Origin of the sequence: Actinomadura sp. NPDC049753, from assembly GCF_040674655.1 — a bacterium.
In the GTDB taxonomy this organism is placed as follows: Bacteria; Actinomycetota; Actinomycetes; order Streptosporangiales; family Streptosporangiaceae; genus Spirillospora; species Spirillospora verrucosospora.
Genome location: NZ_JBFARL010000069.1, coordinates 1 through 16,488, shown reverse-complemented (window position 1 = coordinate 16,488; position 16,488 = coordinate 1). Strand labels below are relative to the sequence as shown.

The following is a 16,488-nucleotide window of genomic DNA, read 5'->3' as shown; positions in this document are numbered from 1 at the left end:
CCCCAGAGATCGGGTGCGGCGGTCAGGTGCGGCGGAGCAGCGCCAGGAACATCGCGTCCGTGCCGTGGCGATGCGGCCAGAACTGGGCGTACGGGCCGTCCCCGAGCCCGGTGAGGCCGGGGGCGATCGCCGCCAGGACGCCGGGCGCGTCGAGCCGTTCGACGTCATCCCGCTTGCGCAGGACGTCGTCCACCACCACGCGGGTCTCCGCGAGGTGCGGCGAGCAGGTGACGTAGGCGACCACTCCGCCGGGGCGGACGGAGTTCAGCGCCGTGGCGAGCAGCTTCCGCTGGAGCGGCCCGAGTTCGGCGACCGACTCGGGGCCCCGGCGCCAGCGCGCCTCAGGGCGGCGCCGGAGCGCGCCCAGGCCGGTGCACGGGGCGTCCACCATGACGCGGTCGAACGAGGCCGGGCGCCACGCGGGAGCGGTGCCGTCGGCGGCGACCACACCCGCGCGGTCGTCGACCGCGCGCCGGACGAGCCCGGCGCGGTGCGGCTGGACGTCCGCGGCGAGGAGCCGGGCGTCGCGCTGGGAGGCGAGAGCCGACAGGAGCCCGGCCTTGCCCCCGGGACCCGCGCAGAGGTCGGCCCAGCGCGCGTCAGGGCCGTCCAGGGGGGCTTCGGCCAGCGCCAGGGCGACCATCTGGCTGGCCTCGTCCTGGACGGCTGCGCGCCCATCGCGGACGGCGCCGATGCCCGCCGGGTCGCCCTCCGCCAGGACGGCGCCGTAGGGCGAGTAGGGGGCGGGCTCCGCGCCCGCGTCGTACAGCTCTTCGAGGGTCGCCCTGCCGGGCCGCGCGACCAGTGTCACGAGGGGGCGGGCGTTGTCGGCCGCCAGGAGTTCGTCGATCTCGGCCGCGCCGACCGCGTCCCGCATGGCGGACACGATCCATTTCGGGTGGCTGTGGGCGATCGACAGGCGCGTCGTGGCGTCGGCGTCGGCGGGCGCCACGATCCGCAGCCAGGCGTCCATGTCGCGCATGGCGACCTTGCGGAGCACGGCGTTGGCGAACTTGGCCTGGCCCGGGCCGGAGACCGAGCGGGCCAGCTCCACGGTCGTCGCCACGGCCGCGTGCGGCGGGATGCGGGTGCCGAGGACCTGGTGGGCGCCCAGGCGCAGGACGTCCAGGAGGGGCGCGTCGACACGGCGCAGTTCGCGGTCGCTGCACAGAGCGAGCACCGCGTCGTAGGTGCCCCTGCCGCGCAGGGTCCCGTACGTCAGCTCGGTGGCGAGGGCGGCGTCGCGTCCGGTCAGGCCGCGGTCGCGCAGGCGCGCGGGAAGCAGGAGGTTCGCGTAGGCGTCGCGGGTCTCCACCGCCCGGATCACGTCGAACGCGGTGCGGCGGACGAGGTCCTGGGGGCGGCCCGTCTTGCGGGGACCGCCCGGGCGGGTGGTCGGGGCGCGTCGGCGGTTGCGGGCGGGAGGCATCAGTGCAGGGCGTCCTTGCCGGTGAGGTCGAGACCGCGGGCCCAGTCGGCGGCGGCCATGGGGCGCTTGCCCTGCGGCTGCACCTCGCCGAGCGCGACGGGATGCGTGGCCGTGCCGACCAGCACCTCGCTCTTGCCCGCGCTGAGCGCGCCGGGCGCCAGCTCGGCGGCGTCCGGCGCCGGGCGGACCGGGCCGAGCTTGACCCGGGTGTCGCGGAAGTTCGTCCACGCGCCCGGCGCCGGGGTGCAGGCGCGGATGAGGCGGTCGATGTGCAGGGCCGGGCTCTTCCAGTCGACGCGGCCGTCCTCGGGCGTCAGCTTCGCCGCGTGGGACACCCCCTCGGTCGGCTGGGGCCGGGGCTCCAGGACGCCCGCCTCGATGCCGTTCATGGTGTCCAGCAGCAGGTCCGCACCGGCGACGGCCAGCCGTCCCAGCAGGTCGCCGGCGGTGTCGTCCGGCCGGATCGGCTCGGTGAGCACGCCGTAGACCGGGCCGGTGTCCAGGCCCTCCTCGATCTGGAACGTGGCCGCGCCGGTCACGTCGTCGCCGTGCAGGATCGCGCGCTGCACGGGGGCGGCCCCGCGCCACGCGGGCAGCAGCGAGAAGTGCAGGTTCACCCAGCCGTGCCGGGGGATGTCCAGGGCCTCGGGGGGCAGCAGCGCGCCGTAGGCGACCACCGGGCAGCAGTCCGGCGCGATCTCCCGGAGCCGGTCGAGGAACTCGGGGTCGCGGGCCTTCGCGGGCTTGAGCACCTCGACCCCGGCCTCGGCGGCGAGCGAGGCGACCGGGCTGGCGCTCAGGCGCCTCCCCCGCCCCGAACGCCCGTCGGGCCGGGTCACGACCGCGGCGACCTCGTGCGACGACCCCAGAAGGGCCGTCAGGGCCGGAAGCGCCGTCTCGGGCGTCCCGGCGAAGACCAGCCGCATCTAGATCGCCTTCCCGAGGGTGCGGTGCGGCGACTCCTTCACGACGGGGGCCGGCTCGCCGAACCACTCGGCCTCCCGGATCGCCTTCATCGCGGCCTTGCGCTGCTCCGGGTCCATCCGGTCGATGAAGATGATCCCGTCGAGGTGGTCGGTCTCGTGCTGGACGCAGCGGGCCAGCAGGTCGGTGCCCTCCAGCGTGATGGGCTCCCCGTGCATGTTGAAGCCCTTCGCCACCACCCCGACGGAGCGGGGCGTGGGGAACGCGAGGCCGGGCAGGGAGAGGCAGCCCTCGTCGTCGGTCTCCTGCTCGTCCGACAGGTCGAGCGTCGGGTTGACCACGTGCCCGAGGCGGTCGTCGACGTAGTAGGTGAAGACGCGCAGCCCGACGCCGAGCTGGGGGGCCGCCAGGCCCGCCCCGGGGGCGTCGATCATCGTGTCGGTGAGGTCCTTGACGAGCTGGCGCAGCTCCTTGTCGAAGTCCTTCACCGGCTCCGCGGGCGTGCGCAGCACGGGGTCGCCGAAGAGGCGGATGGGCTTGACGGCCAACGGGGACTCCGTTTCCTGCGAATGTCGCTGATCACTGCGAGTGCCACCCGATCGCTGCGGGTGCCACCGGTCCACTGGGACGCGCCCTCAAGTCTACGGAGGCGCGGGCCCGGACCATTCACGCCATGTTCACACACCGCGGTGCGCGCTCCGTTCACACACCGCGGTGCGCGCTCTGGCGCGCCGACCGCGCCTTGTAGGCGGCGGTGCGGGCGGCCTTGGCCGTCGCCTTGTCGGGGTGGTGGGCGCCCAGGGCCTCCAGGACGTCGGCCACACCGGGGTGGTGGGTGCGCCAGAGCTCGTCCACCATGGTCTTCATCTCCGCCCCGGGCGGCGCGTCGACCAGCGCCGCCGCGACCGCCTCCTCCGGCTCGGCGGTCTCCATCATCCCGGCCACCGTGTCGACGAACACCCAGAGGTACTCCTCGCGGGCCAGTTCGCGCCCCGCCGGGTCGCCCGCAGCGTTCAGCCACATCGCGGCGTAGGGCGCCACGAGCGGGTGCTCCTGCGCGGCGCGGACCACCGCGGCGGCCTCGGGACCGACGCGGTGCAGGACGGCGGCGGCGAGGTTGCGGGCGCCGGGGCCGCCGGTCCGCATGACGTCCAGCAGATCGGCGGCGGCGTCCTTGGAGTCGTGGGACGCCAGCCAGCCGTCGATCTCCTCGTCGGCGGCCTCCGGCCGGTACCAGGTGAGCCCCGCGACGAGCTCGGACGCGCGGGCGCCGGCCAGTTCGCCGATGACCGGGGCGGTGAACCCGTCTGCGAGGAGCAGCTCCCGCACGGCCCACACCCCGAGCGGCGTCAGCGCGCGTCCCGCGCCGGACGCCTCGATGACGCCCCAGTCCTCCAGGGCCGCCAGCTCCAGGGCGAGGGCGTCCTCCACGAGCGCGTGCATCGAGTCGGCGTCGCTGAGGTCATAGGCCTCCTCGATGTGGCCCAGCAGCGCCTCGGCGAGGTCCTCGGGCCCGGACGGCTCCTCCTGCTCGTACAGGTGGATGAGGACGCCGGTCAGCTCGTTCTGGACGAGTTCGACCGCGTCCAGGCCGTCGGCGTAGTCGTGGCCGGGCACGACGACCGCGTCGAACAGCGGCAGCCAGGCGGTGAGCAGGGCCGCGTCGTCGCCCGACTCGAGGCCCGGCAGGGCGGGGCCCGGGGCGGCGCGGCCGTCCCCGGCGCCGATCACCTTCGCCTCGACGGCGGCCCACCACAGCCGCTCCAGCGCGCCGTCGTCCTCCAGCCGCCCGTGGCGCCGCGGCGCGTCGAGGCCGAGGGCGCGGCGCGCGGCCTCGGCGTCGGGCTCGGTGAGCATGCCGTGCTCGGTCAGCGGGCGCTCGCCCGTCCAGCGGGCCAGGGCCAGGACCGCCCCGGTGAGGCCCGACCGCCGCGCCGCGTCCGCGACCTCGGCCTGCGGCGCCAGCCGGACGGGCGGGACCACCAGCTCCCCCGCCTGCCGCAGGTACTCCTCGGTGCGGGCGAAGCGCTCCTCCTCCGGGAGCGCCTCGAAGTCGCGCATCCACGCGTCGACGGCGTCGCGGTCGTCCAGGTCGATCCCGTCGGCCTGCATCAGCCCGGCGACGACCTCGGCCGCCGCCTGCCGCTCCTCGCTGTCGACGGCGGCGACGACCTCGGCGAACTCGGGGCCGGTCCGGTCGATCTCCGCCGCCAGCCCGTCGGCGGCCGCGGCGGGGACGGCGCCGGTGTCGCGCAGGTAGGCGACGACCCGGCGGAGCGCGTCCAGGATGGTGGGGACGTCGTCGCGCCCGGCGACCACGGACTCGGGGAAGACCTCCAGGAGCAGCTCGCGGACGTGCCGCGGCTCCAGCGCCTCCGGGCCCGCGAGACCCATCTCCTCCCGCGCCAGGTCGAGCAGGATGCGGACACCCTGCTCGTCAAGCGCCTCGCCGCGTTCGTCCGACCACCGCCGCAGGTCGCCCGCGGTGGTCTCCACCCAGTTGTCGGCCACGCCAGAACCCTATTGGTCAGCCGCGTTCCCCGGGGTCGGTTGACCTCCACGGCGCCGGTCGAGTTCCCACGGTGATTCTGTTCGACACGGTCAGATCAGTTCCAGGGGGTCGATCTGGACGCGTACGGTCTCCGTCGCCTTGCGCGCGCTGCGCACGCCCTGGGCTTCCTTCAGCGCGCGCGCCAGGGCGTTTCCCGCGGCGCGGGGGACTCGTATCAGTGCGCGTTCCTTGTCTTGGGCCTCCGCGCCCGCCTGCGGGACGGGAACGGGGCCGAGGACCTCCGCGCCATCGGGCAACCGGGTGTCGGCCAGAAGCTCCCGTATGGCGGCCGGGGACGCGGTGAGCGACGCCATGCGCGCGGCGGGCGGGAACCCTACTTCCCTGCGCTCGGCGAGTTCCCGCTCCGCGTACGTGACCGGATCCCAGCGCACGAGGGCCTGGACCGCGGGCAGCGCCCCCTCGGCCGCCACGATCACCGGGCCCTGCGGGCGGACGAGCGACGCCGCGTTCATCCAGCGCCTCAGCGTCTCCTCGCCGGCGCGCAGGTCCGGCCGGCCGAGGAGGACCCAGCCGTCCAGCAGCAGCGCGGCCAGGTATCCGCTCTCCGCCGGAGGCTCGGCCCCGGGCGTCGCCACCACGAGAGCCCGTTCCGGACCGACCCGGTCGAGGACGGCCTCCCGCCCCGAGGTACGCACGGGCACGCCGGGGAACGCGCGGCCGAGTTCCTCCGCCGTGCGTTTGGCGCCCACCACGACGGCGCGCACCTGGAAGAAGCCGCATTCGGGGCAGTGCCAGTCGCCCGCGATGTGGCCGCACCAGCCGCAGTAGGGGGCCGCGTGCGACGAGGCGAGCGCCAGCGGCCCCTGGCAGGTCTGGCAGCGCGCCGGGGTGCGGCACCTCCCGCAGGCGATGCCGGGGACGTACCCGCGCCTCGGCACCTGGACGAGGACGGGCCCGCTCTCCAGCGCCTGCCGGGCCGCCTCGAAGGCGATGTTCGGCAGGCGCGCGGTGCGGGCGGCGGCGTCCCGGGCGAGTTGCCCGTCCTCCCCCACGTAGCGGACGCGCGGCATCCTCGCCCGGACGCGGTTCCGGTCGGCGGCGAGCGCGTGGGCCCAGCCGGTCTCCACGAGCTGCGTCGCGTCGGTCGTCCGGGTGAACCCGCCGATCAGGGCGCCGGCCCCCGACCGGTGCGCGCGCAGGGCGAGCACGTCGCGGGGATGCGGATACGGCGCGTGCGGCTCGGCGTGGACGTCGTCGCCGTCGTCCCACAGCACGACCAGCCCCAGGTCGGCGACGGGCGCGAACATGGCGGCGCGGGTGCCGACGACCGCCCGCGCCTTGCCGCGCCGGACGGCGAGCCACCTCCGGTAGCGCTCCGCGGGGCCCAGTTCCGCCGTCAGGGCGACGTGCAGCCCCTCCCCCAGCTCCGCCTCCAGCGCCGCGTCGACGCGCGCCACGTCACGCCCGTCCGCGGCGACGACGAGCGCGCCGCGCCCGCCGCTCAACGTGGCGGCGACCGCGCGGGCGATGGCGGCCGTCCAGTCGGGGCCGGGCAGCGCGCTCCACACGGCCCGCGGCGCCCTCCCCGCGGCCAGCGCGTTCACGAAGGACTCCCCCGCCGGGTACTCCCGCCACACGCCGGCATCGGGCGCCCCGGGCAGTGCTGGGGCGCGCTCCTCCACGGGCTCGGCTTCGACGCGGGCGTGCCGGGGAGGGACGGCGAGCCGCAGGACGTCCGCGAACGTGCCCGCGTAGCGGTCGGCCACCTCCCGCACCAGCGTGACGATCTCCGGGGCCAGGACGGGCTCGGGCGAGGTCACCCTCTCCAGGAACAGCAGCTTGCCGCCGTGGCCGCTCTCGGCGACCCGCTCCAGGAGGAGGCCGTCGACGAGCTGGCCCGCGAAGCGCACCCGCACGCGGCAGCCGGGCACCGCCTTGGCGTCCAGCTCGGCGGGGACCAGGTAGTCGAAGGGGCGGTCCAGGTGCGGGAGCGGCATGTCGACCGCGATCCGCGCGACGGGCAGCTCCACGGCCGGGCGGCGCGCCCCCTTCTTCCCCGGGGCCTTCTTCCCCGGCGCGGCGGGCCTCCCGGACCTGCCCGGCTCGGGGGCGGCCGCGCCCGGAAGGGCGTCCAGCCCCGGGATCAGGTCCGTTCCCCCGCCGTCCTTCGTCACGTCCCCGTCCTACCAGATCGATCCGACACCCGGAGTCGCACGCTAGGGTTGGTCCGTTTGAACGGGTGCGCGTCCTCCGGCCCATTGCCCGACGCCGTCCGCACCCTCGCCGTCCGACGAGCCCTGCAGGCGATGTGACCACAGCTCATGCCCATGAGCGGACGGACTCCCCGGCCAGCAACGGGGTGTCACGCCGTTCCCCAAGCCCCGCGGCCGCCTCCCGGTGGAAGAAGCGGGCGCGCCACCCCGTGGTCGCCGCCACGCTGGCCGCCGCCGTCCTGCACCTGGTGTGGGGGCTGTTCCTCGCGACCGAGGGCGGCGACCTCGCCGCGCAGGCCGCGTGGACGGACTTCGCCTGGAAGCACCCCGGCGCGGCCTACAGCTTCGCCTGGTACGGCGGGATGCACCCCGCCTCCTACAGCCTCATGTCGCCGTACCTGATGGCGCTGTTCGGCATCCGCACGGTCGCGGTGATCACGGGCACGATCTCCGCCACGCTCACCGCGTACCTGCTCAAGCAGTTCCGGGCCCCGGTCGCGCTGCCCGCCTCCCTCTGGGCCGCCTTCGCGCTCACCTGCAACGCCGCCTCCGGCCGCGTCACGTTCGGCCTCGGACTGATGTTCGCGCTCATGGCGACCATCGTGGCGTTCACCCCGCGCGGCACGCCCGCCCTGCGCGCCGCGGCGATGGTCGTGCTGAGCCTGCTGGCCTCGCTCGCGAGCCCCGTCGCCGGCCTGTTCCTGCTGGTGCTGGCCGCCGCGCTCTTCCTGACCGGACGCCGCCGCGCCGGCGTCTGCGTCGCCGTGGGCCTGCCCGTCGTGGTCGGCACCACCAGCCTGCTCTTCCCGTTCAGCGGCGTCCAGCCGATCTCCCTGGACGCGATCGTGCTGCCCGCCGTCACCAGCGTCGCCGCGATCCTGTTCTGCGCGCCGAAGAGCTGGAGGTTCGTGCGGACCGGCGCCGCCGTCTACCTGGCCGGGATCCTGCTGACCTGGCTGATCCCCTCCCCCATCGGCAGCAACGTCGAACGCCTCTCGCTGCTGTTCGGCGGCATGTTCCTGCTGTCGGCGGTCGCGCGCGCCCACGGACGGCTGCGGATCGCCGTGCTGTCGCTGGCGTTCATCGTGACGGCGTCCTGGCAGGTCGTGAAGCCCGTCGACGACCTCATCCACACCGAGCCCGCGGCCGCCGCCGCCGACCACGCCCGCGGCCTCGTCGCCGAGCTGGGCGCCGTCGGCGCGGACGACGCGCGCATCGAGGTCGTCCCGCTGCGCTCCCACTGGGAGTCCTCCGGCCTCAGCCGCCACTTCGCGCTCGCCCGCGGCTGGAACCGCCAGGTCGACGCCGAACGCCACGAGCTGTTCTACGAGAAGGGCGCGCTGACGCCCGCCTCGTACCGCGACTGGCTGCACAAGTGGGCCGTCCAGTACGTCGTCCTGCCCGAGCAGGAGGTCGACTGGTCGGCGCAGGAGGAGGCCGCACTCGTCGAAGGCGGCCAGCCGTACCTGACGGAGATCTGGCGGGACGAGCACTGGCGGCTGTACCGCGTGGCGAGCCCCACGCCGCTGGTCGACCCGCCCGCGTTCGTCAGGAACCTCAACTCCGGCGAGCTGGTCGTCGACGTGCCCTCGCCCGGGTCGGTCCTGCTGCGCGTCTCCTGGTCCCCGTGGCTGAGCGCGACGGGCGGGAACGCCTGCCTGGCGCGCGCGGGCGAGTTCGTCCGGCTGGAGGCGCGCACCCCCGGCCGCTACACCATCGCCGCCCGCTACGGCCTGCACCGCGGCAACCACTGCGCCCGCTGACCCGTCACGACCATCCGCACCGCTTCCCCGCGACACCAGGCCGCACTGGGGCAGGCGCCCGCCGTGCGCGCAGAAACCTCCCGGCCGGTCACGCCGGGCAGAAGGCGCCGGAAGCGCGACGACGCAGGAAGGCTCAGTCGCGCGAGGACACGGACACAGCACAGGCGCGCGAAGAAGGGCCCCGGGGCATCCCCAGGGCCCTTCTTCGCGGAAGACCGGTTACAGGCCGGCGGCGGAGGCCAGGTCCTTGGCGCGGTCGGTCGACTCCCAGGAGAAGTCGGGCTCCTCGCGGCCGAAGTGGCCGTATGCGGCCGTCTGCGAGTAGATCGGTCGGAGCAGGTCCAGGTCGCGGACGATCGCGGCCGGGCGCAGGTCGAAGACGTCCCCGATGGCCTTCTCGATCTTCTCGGGGGCGACCTTCTCGGTGCCGAACGTCTCCACGAACACCCCGACCGGGTGGGCCTTGCCGATCGCGTAGGCGACCTGCACCTCGGCGCGGTCGGCGAGCTGCGCGGCGACGATGTTCTTGGCGACCCAGCGCATCGCGTACGCGGCGGAGCGGTCCACCTTGGACGGGTCCTTGCCGGAGAACGCGCCGCCGCCGTGGCGGGCCATCCCGCCGTAGGTGTCCACGATGATCTTGCGGCCGGTGAGGCCGGCGTCGCCCATCGGGCCGCCGATCTCGAAGCGGCCGGTGGGGTTCACCAGCAGCCGGTAGTTCTCGGTGTCGAGCTCGAACTCGGCGAGCACCGGGTCGACGACGTGCTCCTTGACGTCCGGGGCGAGCAGCTCCTTCAGGTCGATGTCGGGAGCGTGCTGGCTGGACACCACGACGGTGTCGAGGCGGACGCCGCGGTCGCCGTCGTACTCGATGGTGACCTGGGTCTTGCCGTCGGGGCGCAGGTAGGGCACGTCGCCGCTCTTGCGGACCGCCGACAGGCGCCGGGCGAGCCGGTGCGCCAGCGTGATCGGCAGCGGCATCAGCTCGGGGGTCTCGTTGGTGGCGTAGCCGAACATCAGGCCCTGGTCGCCGGCGCCCTGCCGGTCCAGGTCGTCGACGCCCTCGCCCTCGCGGGACTCGTAGGCGTCGTCCACGCCCTGCGCGATGTCGGGCGACTGCGCGCCGATGGACACCGACACGCCGCAGGAGTGGCCGTCGAAGCCCTTCTTGGACGAGTCGTAGCCGATCTCCAGGATCTTCTCCCGGATCACGCCCGGGATGTCCACATAGGTCTCGGTGGTGACCTCACCGGCCACATGCACCTGACCCGTCGTGATCATCGTCTCGACGGCGACCCGGCTCTTGGGGTCGTCCTTGAGCATCGAGTCGAGGATCGCGTCGCTGATCTGGTCCGCGATCTTGTCCGGGTGACCTTCGGTCACCGACTCGGAGGTGAACAGGCGGCGAGACACGTACGTGAACTCCTTGCAGCGGCTGCTGACTGACGTCGCAGAACGGATTCTTTGTCGAGTTCGGCGAGGGACGCCGCCCCCCGCCATGGGTTCCCCACGATGTTAGGACCAGAAGTCTAGCGGGATCAGCGCCCTCCGCCCGGACGCGCGCCGGACGGCGTGCGCTCCAACCGGGCGGCGACGAGGTCCCACACGACCTCGGCGAGCGCCTCCTTGGCCCCGCGGGGCACTTCGGTCCGCGACCCGTCGGCGCCGAGGATGACCGCGGCGTTGTCGGGGCGGCCGAAGGTCAGGTTCTCGCCGACCTGGTTGACGACGAGAAGGTCGCTGCCCTTGCGGGCGAGCTTGGCCTGGCCGTTGGCGAGGACGTCGTCGGTCTCGGCCGCGAAGCCCACGACGACCTGGCCGGGCCGCCGGATCCTGCCGAGCTCGGCCAGGATGTCGGGGTTCTTGACGAGCCGGATCGGCTCGGGCTCCGCCCCCTCCGCCTTCTTGATCTTGGAGCCGCGGTAGTCGGCCGGGCGGAAGTCGGCGACGGCGGCGGCCATGACGACCGCGTCGGCCGATCCGGCGGCCGCCACGACCGCCTCGCGCATCTCCTCGGCCGATCCGACGGCGACGGTCTCGGCGCCCGCCGGGTCGGGCAGGGCGACGTTCGCCGAGACGAGCGTCACCCTGGCGCCGCGCGCCGCGGCGGTCCGGGCGAGCGCGTAGCCCTGCAGGCCGGACGAGCGGTTCCCGATGAAGCGGACGGGGTCGATGGCCTCCCGGGTGCCCCCGGCGGAGACCACCACGTGCCGTCCGGCGAGGTCGCGCCCGTCGGCGCCGCGGGCCAGCACGTGCCGGGCGACCTCGAACAGCTCGGCGGGGTCGGGCAGCCGGCCGGGCCCGGTGTCCTTGCCGGTGAGGCGCCCGGACGCGGGCTCGACGACGACGGCGCCGCGCTCCCGCAGGGTCGCCACGTTGGCCTGCGTGGCCGGGTGCTGCCACATCTCGGTGTGCATCGCGGGCGCGAACACGACGGGGCAGCGGGCGGTGAGCAGGGTGTTGGTCAGCAGGTCGTCGGCCAGGCCGTGGGCCGCCTTGGCGAGCAGGTCCGCGGTGGCCGGTGCGACGAACACCAGGTCGGCCTGCTGACCGAGCCGGACGTGCGGGACCTCGGCGACGCCGTCCCAGACCCGCGGGGACACCGGCTTGCCGGACAGCGCGGCCCAGGTGGGCTCTCCGACGAAGCGGAGCGCGTCCGCGGTCGGCACGACGGTGACGTCGTGGCCGGACTCGGTGAGCCGCCGGAGCAGCTCGCACGCCTTGTACGCGGCGATGCCCGCGCTCACTCCGAGCACGACGCGCGGCTTGGGGGAGGTCATGTCGCCCACGATCCCATCAGGCGCCGCCCGCTCTCTCCCCGGGGTACGCGTATCCGCACCGGATCCGGGGATGCCCCCGGAAGGCGCCGCGGACGCGGCCGCCGGAGACGGCGACCCCGGGCCGGCGAGCGGAGCCGGCCGCCTCGGGAGCCTCAGCCCTCGATGGGCTCGGCGTTCAGGAGGCCTTCGCGCGTCTCGCGGAGCGCGATCGACAGCGGCTTCTCCTGGACCTGCGTCTCGACGAGCGGGCCGACGTACTCCAGCAGGCCCTCGCCCAGCTGGGCGTAGTAGGCGTTGATCTGCCGGGCGCGCTTGGCCGCGATGCTCACGAGGCCGTACTTGGTGTCGACGACCTCAAGGAGCTCGTCGATCGAGGGGTTGGTGATGCCCTCGTTGCTGACTGCCACTCGGTGGCCTTCCGTAGGTTGAACAGGCTACTGGTCAGCCATCAAGGCTAGCAGCTCGTCGCACACGTCCTGCACGGACGTGTTGACGAGCGTGACGTCGAACTCCTTCTCGGCGGCGAGTTCGACGCGGGCCGCGTCGAGGCGGCGCTCGATGACCTCGGGGGGCTCGGTGCCGCGCCCGGTGAGGCGGCGGACGAGCTCCTCCCAGCTGGGGGGCGCGAGGAACACCAGGCGGGCCTCGGACATGGAGCGGCGGACCTGCCGGGCGCCCTGGAGGTCGATCTCCAGCAGCACCGGCTCGCCGCGGGCGAGGCGTTCCTCGACGGGCCGGCGGGGGGTGCCGTAGCGGTTGCCCGCGAACTCGGCCCATTCGAGGAGCTGCCCCTCGGCGACGAGCCGGTCGAAACCGGCGTCGTCGACGAAGAAGTACTGCACGCCGTCGGTCTCACCCGGGCGGGGAGCCCGGGTGGTCACCGAGACCGACAGCCACACCCGGGGGTGTGAGCGCCGGATCTCGGCGACGACCGTGCTCTTGCCGACGCCCGACGGTCCGGACAGGACCGTCAGCCGCCGCGCGAGCGGGCCATGCGGCATGGAGCCTTCCGGCGCAGCGATGGGTGCGCCGGAGCCGGGCGGGATGGTGCCGTCTGCGGGTCGCCCCGAGCCGGCCGCGGCGGCCTGGCCGCCGCGCCCGCCCGTGAGTCGCGCGTCAGCGGTTCGCACTTCCGCCGAACTCACGCTCCAGGGATGCGCGCTGGTTGGCGCCGAGGCCCCGCACACGGCGGGACTCGGCGATGCCCAGGCGCTCCATGATCTGCTTCGCACGGACCTTGCCCACACCGGGCAGCGATTCCAGAAGGGCCGACACCTTCATCTTTCCGATGACGTCGTCGGACTGACCATCCTTGAGAACCTCGGCGAGCGAGGTTCCCCCGTGCTTCAGCTTGTTCTTAACCTCGGCCCGCTCCTTGCGAGCCTTGGCAGCCTTCTCCAAGGCTGCGGCGCGCTGTTCGGGGGTTAGGGGCGGAAGAGCCACGCCGGGTCACCTCAGGTTTCCACTCGACGGAGTCGGACGGGTTGGGAAACTAGCGAGTTCACCACCCATAAGGCAACGTGAAGTGCCGTTTAGCCCGCCACAAATTCACGAAAATCACTCCTCGGAGTGTCCTGAATACACAGTGTACCCAACTCGGACCCCTCGGCGCCGCATCCCCTTGCCTTGCTGGGACTTTCGCATGATCGTGAAAAACCGCCCGTTCTGACCGCATATGTGGCACCCAGCACCGCTCCGCCGCTGCGCTTCGCGCCTCCGGGCGCCCGGGCCGCCACGGTCCCGACACCGCCTTCCGGAGCCCCGCCGGGGCGGCGCGGCGGGGCCTCCCACAAACGATCCCGACCGAGTGACACTCGTCACGCCGCGCCGTTCCGCACGTCGCCCGGGCACCGTTACTGTCATCCTCGACAACACCCGCCAAGATCGTCCGCTCCGCCCGGAGGACGCCCGCACCGCACCAGCTCCCCCCGCCCGCCGCCAGGGCGCCCCATGGACGCGGAGACCCCGGCCGTCCCGCCCGGAGACTCCCCCCGGTCCGGAATCGACCCTCCGCGTGAACGAGTTCGCCGTTCGGCACGTATCGCAAAGCGGCGACTCCCGTCCTCGCATTCGCATGCGACTAAAACCACATTCGCGTTCCCCCGTGCCGCAAAACTCACCCACAAAGCGGTTCTGCGCGCCCGCGAACCAATGGCGCGCCGAAGCATGTCCCCGCGCGGGCCGCGCCAGGACCCGATCGCCGCGGAACCGCGTTCAGGCCGTGCCGGCGGACGTGCGGCGCAGCGCGGCGGCGATCGCGGCCGCGGCGGCGCCCGGGTCGGGGGCGGCGGTGATGGGACGGCCGATGACCAGCAGGTCGGCGCCGGCGGCCAGGGCGTCCTCGGGCGTGGCGACGCGGGCCTGGTCCTGGTGGCCGGAGCCCGCGGGGCGGACGCCGGGCGTGATGAGCGTGATGTCCGGCCCGACCTCGGCGCGGACGGCGGCGGCCTCCTGCGGGGAGCACACGAGGGCCTGAGCGCCCGCCTCGACGGCGAGGACGGCGAGGCGGCGGACGGCGTCGGGGGCGGGCCCCGCGAGGCCGACGGCGGTGAGATCGGCGTCCTTGAGGGACGTCAGGACCGTCACCGCGGCGATCTTGGTGGCGGGGGCGGCCTGCACCGCCTCGCGGATCATCGCGGGCCCCCCGGCGGCGTGCACGGTCAGGTAGGCCGGCTTGAGGCGCGCCACGGCGCGGGCGGCGCCGCGGACCGTGGCGGGGATGTCGTGCAGCTTGAGGTCGAGGAACACCTGGACGCGGCTGGCGCCCCGCACGCTGGCGACGACGTCCGGCCCGTACCGCAGGTACAGCTCCAGGCCCACCTTGACGGTCGAGACGTGCGGCGTGACCAGGGTGGCCCAGCGCGCGGCCGTCTCCAGGTCGGGCGCGTCCAGCGCGACGGCGATGGGGGCGGTCACAGCTTCTCCTTCTCGGGCTCTTGCCGGCGCACCTGGGGCGGGACGTACCCGGCGGGCTTGTGCGCGAGGCCGACGGCGTCGGCGAGGCGGTCGATGCGGCGGGCCGCGAGCGCCTCCTCCAGTTCGCGCAGGACGCGCGGGCCGGCCAGGGGGTCGTGGAACAGTGCGGTGCCGACGGCGACGGCGGAGGCCCCGGCGAGGATGAACTCCAGGGCGTCCAGGCCGGTGGCGATGCCCCCGACGCCGATGACGGGGGTGGTGGGCAGCGCGGCGTGCACCTGGTAGACGCAGCGGACCGCGACGGGCCGCACCGCGGGCCCGGACAGGCCGCCGGACACGCCCGTGAGGGCCGGACGCAGCGTCTGCGGGTCGATCGCCATGGCCTCCATGGTGTTGATCAGGGTGAGGCCGTCGGCGCCCGCGTCGACGCACGCGAGCGCGATGGTGACGATGTCGGTCACGTCGGGGGCGAGCTTGGCGAAGACGGGGACGCCCGGCCGGGCGTGCGCGCGCACGGCCCGCACGACGGACGCCGCGGCGGCCGGGTGCCAGCCGAACATGCGGCCGCGGTCCTCGACGTTGGGGCAGGCGACGTTGACCTCGATCGCGGCGACGCCCGGGACGTTGCGGAGGCGGCGCGCGAGGTCGCCGTACTCCTCGACGCTGCTGCCCGCGACGGACACGATCGTGCGGACCTCCTGCTCGATCAGCCAGGGCAGGTCGCGTTCCAGGAAGGTCTCCACGCCGGGACCGGGCAGGCCCATGGCGGTCAGGAGGCCGCTCGGGGTCTCGGTCACACGCGGTGTGGGGCGTCCCGCGCGCGCTTGCGCCATCACCGACGTCGTGACGAACGCGCCGAGGCGGGTGAGGTCGAAGAACTGGGCGAGCTCGCGTCCCGTCCCGCCGCACCCGGAGGCCGTCAGGACCGGGTTGGGCAGTTCCAGAGGCCCGAGTGTGGTCGCGACCCGATCGCTCACTGCAAGCCCCCTTCAGAGACGCTCAGGACGCGCGGCGCGCCGAGCGCGTCGAACGGGATGGTTCCGAGGTCGCCCCAGCGGACGCGGTCGCCGCGCAGGACGGGGCCGTCCGCGCAGGCGCGGACCATGCGGGTCACGCCGTCCTCACCGTGGACGGGGAGCATGCACGTCATGCACACGCCGATGCCGCACGCGCCCGTCTGCTGGAGGAACTCCTCGACCGACACCTGCGAGGGAAGGCCGAAGTCGCCGGCGATCTGGGTGACCGAGCGGAGCAGGGCCGTGGGGCCGCAGCCGTAGACGACGTCCGCGCCCGTCTCCTCGATGACGCGGGGCAGCACGTCGCGGACGGCGCCCTTCTCCCCCATCGACCCGTCCTCGGTGACGACGGCCGAGCTGTCGCCGATGCGCTGCGCCATGCGGGACCCGAACACCTGCCGGGCGGAGGCGCCGGCGAGCACGAAGTGCACCTGGCAGCCGCGCCGCAGCAGCGTGTCGGCCAGCGCGAACACGGCCGCGCCGCCGGGCCCGCCGCCGACGAGCAGGCAGGTGACGGGGTCGCGGGGCAGGCGGAACGGGCGGCCGAGCGGCCCGACGAGGTCGATCTGGTCGCGGGAGCGGCGGCCGGCGAGCCAGGCGGTGCCGGGCTCGGTGTCGGCGAACACCAGCTCGACCGTGCCGCCGTAGTCGGACTTGACCTCGTGCACCCCGATGCACCGGCGCACCAGGCGGGACGTGTGCTCGCCGCCCACGGCGAGCGCCACGAACTGGCCGGGCCTGAACCGTTCGGCGATGGCCGGGGCCACCAGCGTCATCGCGCGGTAGTCCTGCACCTGGCGGACCGTCAGAACCGTCGCCGAGGTCTGCACCGGCGTGTCGGACACCCGTCTCCCTCTCTCATCGCGTGCGCCGGGCGGGCCGGGCGGCGTCCACGCCTGCCACCGCCCTGTCTCACGCCCCCCTCGGTGCCCGGA

Annotated in this window: 14 protein-coding genes; 1 reads left to right on the top strand and 13 read right to left on the bottom strand. The window is 74.5% G+C overall.

Features of this window, described 5'->3' with window-relative positions; all coding sequences use genetic code 11:
• Positions 1–22 precede the first annotated feature (22 nt).
• The 5 genes from AB0K37_RS19300 to AB0K37_RS19280 all read right to left on the bottom strand — a co-directional run bounded on the left by AB0K37_RS19300 (position 23) and on the right by AB0K37_RS19280 (position 7,039).
• Positions 23–1,429 (bottom strand): transcription antitermination factor NusB, encoded by a 1,407-nt coding sequence (locus tag AB0K37_RS19300; RefSeq protein WP_363982632.1) that lies wholly within the window; start codon positions 1,427–1,429, stop codon positions 23–25.
• Positions 1,429–2,355, bottom strand: coding sequence for a methionyl-tRNA formyltransferase (gene fmt / locus AB0K37_RS19295; protein ID WP_363982629.1), 927 nt, complete (start codon positions 2,353–2,355; stop codon positions 1,429–1,431). Before fmt ends, AB0K37_RS19300 begins: the two co-directional genes overlap by 1 nt.
• Entirely contained in the window at positions 2,356–2,901 is a 546-nt protein-coding gene (gene def / locus AB0K37_RS19290) for a peptide deformylase (protein WP_345184728.1), read from the bottom strand.
• A 154-nt stretch (positions 2,902–3,055) separates the two neighbouring features.
• Positions 3,056–4,864, bottom strand: coding sequence for a hypothetical protein (locus AB0K37_RS19285; protein ID WP_363982625.1), 1,809 nt, complete (start codon positions 4,862–4,864; stop codon positions 3,056–3,058).
• Positions 4,865–4,954: 90 nt separating this feature from the next.
• Positions 4,955–7,039: a primosomal protein N' gene (locus AB0K37_RS19280; RefSeq protein WP_363982622.1), complete on the bottom strand. Its 2,085-nt coding sequence runs from the start codon at positions 7,037–7,039 to the stop codon at positions 4,955–4,957.
• 248 nt (positions 7,040–7,287) lie between these two features.
• Here AB0K37_RS19280 and AB0K37_RS19275 point away from each other — a divergent pair, with 248 nt between their 5' ends.
• A complete protein-coding gene (locus AB0K37_RS19275; protein ID WP_363982619.1) occupies positions 7,288–8,841 on the top strand; it encodes an MFS transporter in 1,554 nt (517 codons plus the stop codon).
• A gap of 219 nt (positions 8,842–9,060) precedes the next feature.
• Here AB0K37_RS19275 and metK read toward each other — a convergent pair whose 3' ends face one another.
• From metK to AB0K37_RS19235, 8 genes are all read right to left on the bottom strand, one after another.
• Positions 9,061–10,254 (bottom strand): methionine adenosyltransferase, encoded by a 1,194-nt coding sequence (gene metK, locus AB0K37_RS19270; protein WP_363982616.1) that lies wholly within the window; start codon positions 10,252–10,254, stop codon positions 9,061–9,063.
• Positions 10,255–10,379: 125 nt separating this feature from the next.
• Positions 10,380–11,621 (bottom strand): bifunctional phosphopantothenoylcysteine decarboxylase/phosphopantothenate--cysteine ligase CoaBC, encoded by a 1,242-nt coding sequence (gene coaBC / locus AB0K37_RS19265; RefSeq protein ID WP_363982613.1) that lies wholly within the window; start codon positions 11,619–11,621, stop codon positions 10,380–10,382.
• A gap of 152 nt (positions 11,622–11,773) precedes the next feature.
• Positions 11,774–12,028: a DNA-directed RNA polymerase subunit omega gene (rpoZ, locus tag AB0K37_RS19260; protein WP_131950118.1), complete on the bottom strand. Its 255-nt coding sequence runs from the start codon at positions 12,026–12,028 to the stop codon at positions 11,774–11,776.
• A gap of 27 nt (positions 12,029–12,055) precedes the next feature.
• Positions 12,056–12,622 (bottom strand): guanylate kinase, encoded by a 567-nt coding sequence (gene gmk, locus AB0K37_RS19255; RefSeq protein WP_089312392.1) that lies wholly within the window; start codon positions 12,620–12,622, stop codon positions 12,056–12,058.
• A gap of 115 nt (positions 12,623–12,737) precedes the next feature.
• Positions 12,738–13,064: an integration host factor, actinobacterial type gene (gene mihF, locus AB0K37_RS19250; protein WP_131739210.1), complete on the bottom strand. Its 327-nt coding sequence runs from the start codon at positions 13,062–13,064 to the stop codon at positions 12,738–12,740.
• Between the two features lie 771 nt (positions 13,065–13,835).
• A complete protein-coding gene (gene pyrF / locus AB0K37_RS19245) occupies positions 13,836–14,537 on the bottom strand; it encodes an orotidine-5'-phosphate decarboxylase (protein ID WP_345184744.1) in 702 nt (233 codons plus the stop codon).
• Positions 14,534–15,514: a dihydroorotate dehydrogenase gene (locus AB0K37_RS19240; protein WP_363982607.1), complete on the bottom strand. Its 981-nt coding sequence runs from the start codon at positions 15,512–15,514 to the stop codon at positions 14,534–14,536. The genes pyrF and AB0K37_RS19240 overlap by 4 nt, the downstream gene beginning before the upstream one ends.
• A complete protein-coding gene (locus AB0K37_RS19235; RefSeq protein WP_363982604.1) occupies positions 15,511–16,398 on the bottom strand; it encodes a dihydroorotate dehydrogenase electron transfer subunit in 888 nt (295 codons plus the stop codon). The genes AB0K37_RS19240 and AB0K37_RS19235 overlap by 4 nt, the downstream gene beginning before the upstream one ends.
• Positions 16,399–16,488: the final 90 nt, after the last annotated feature.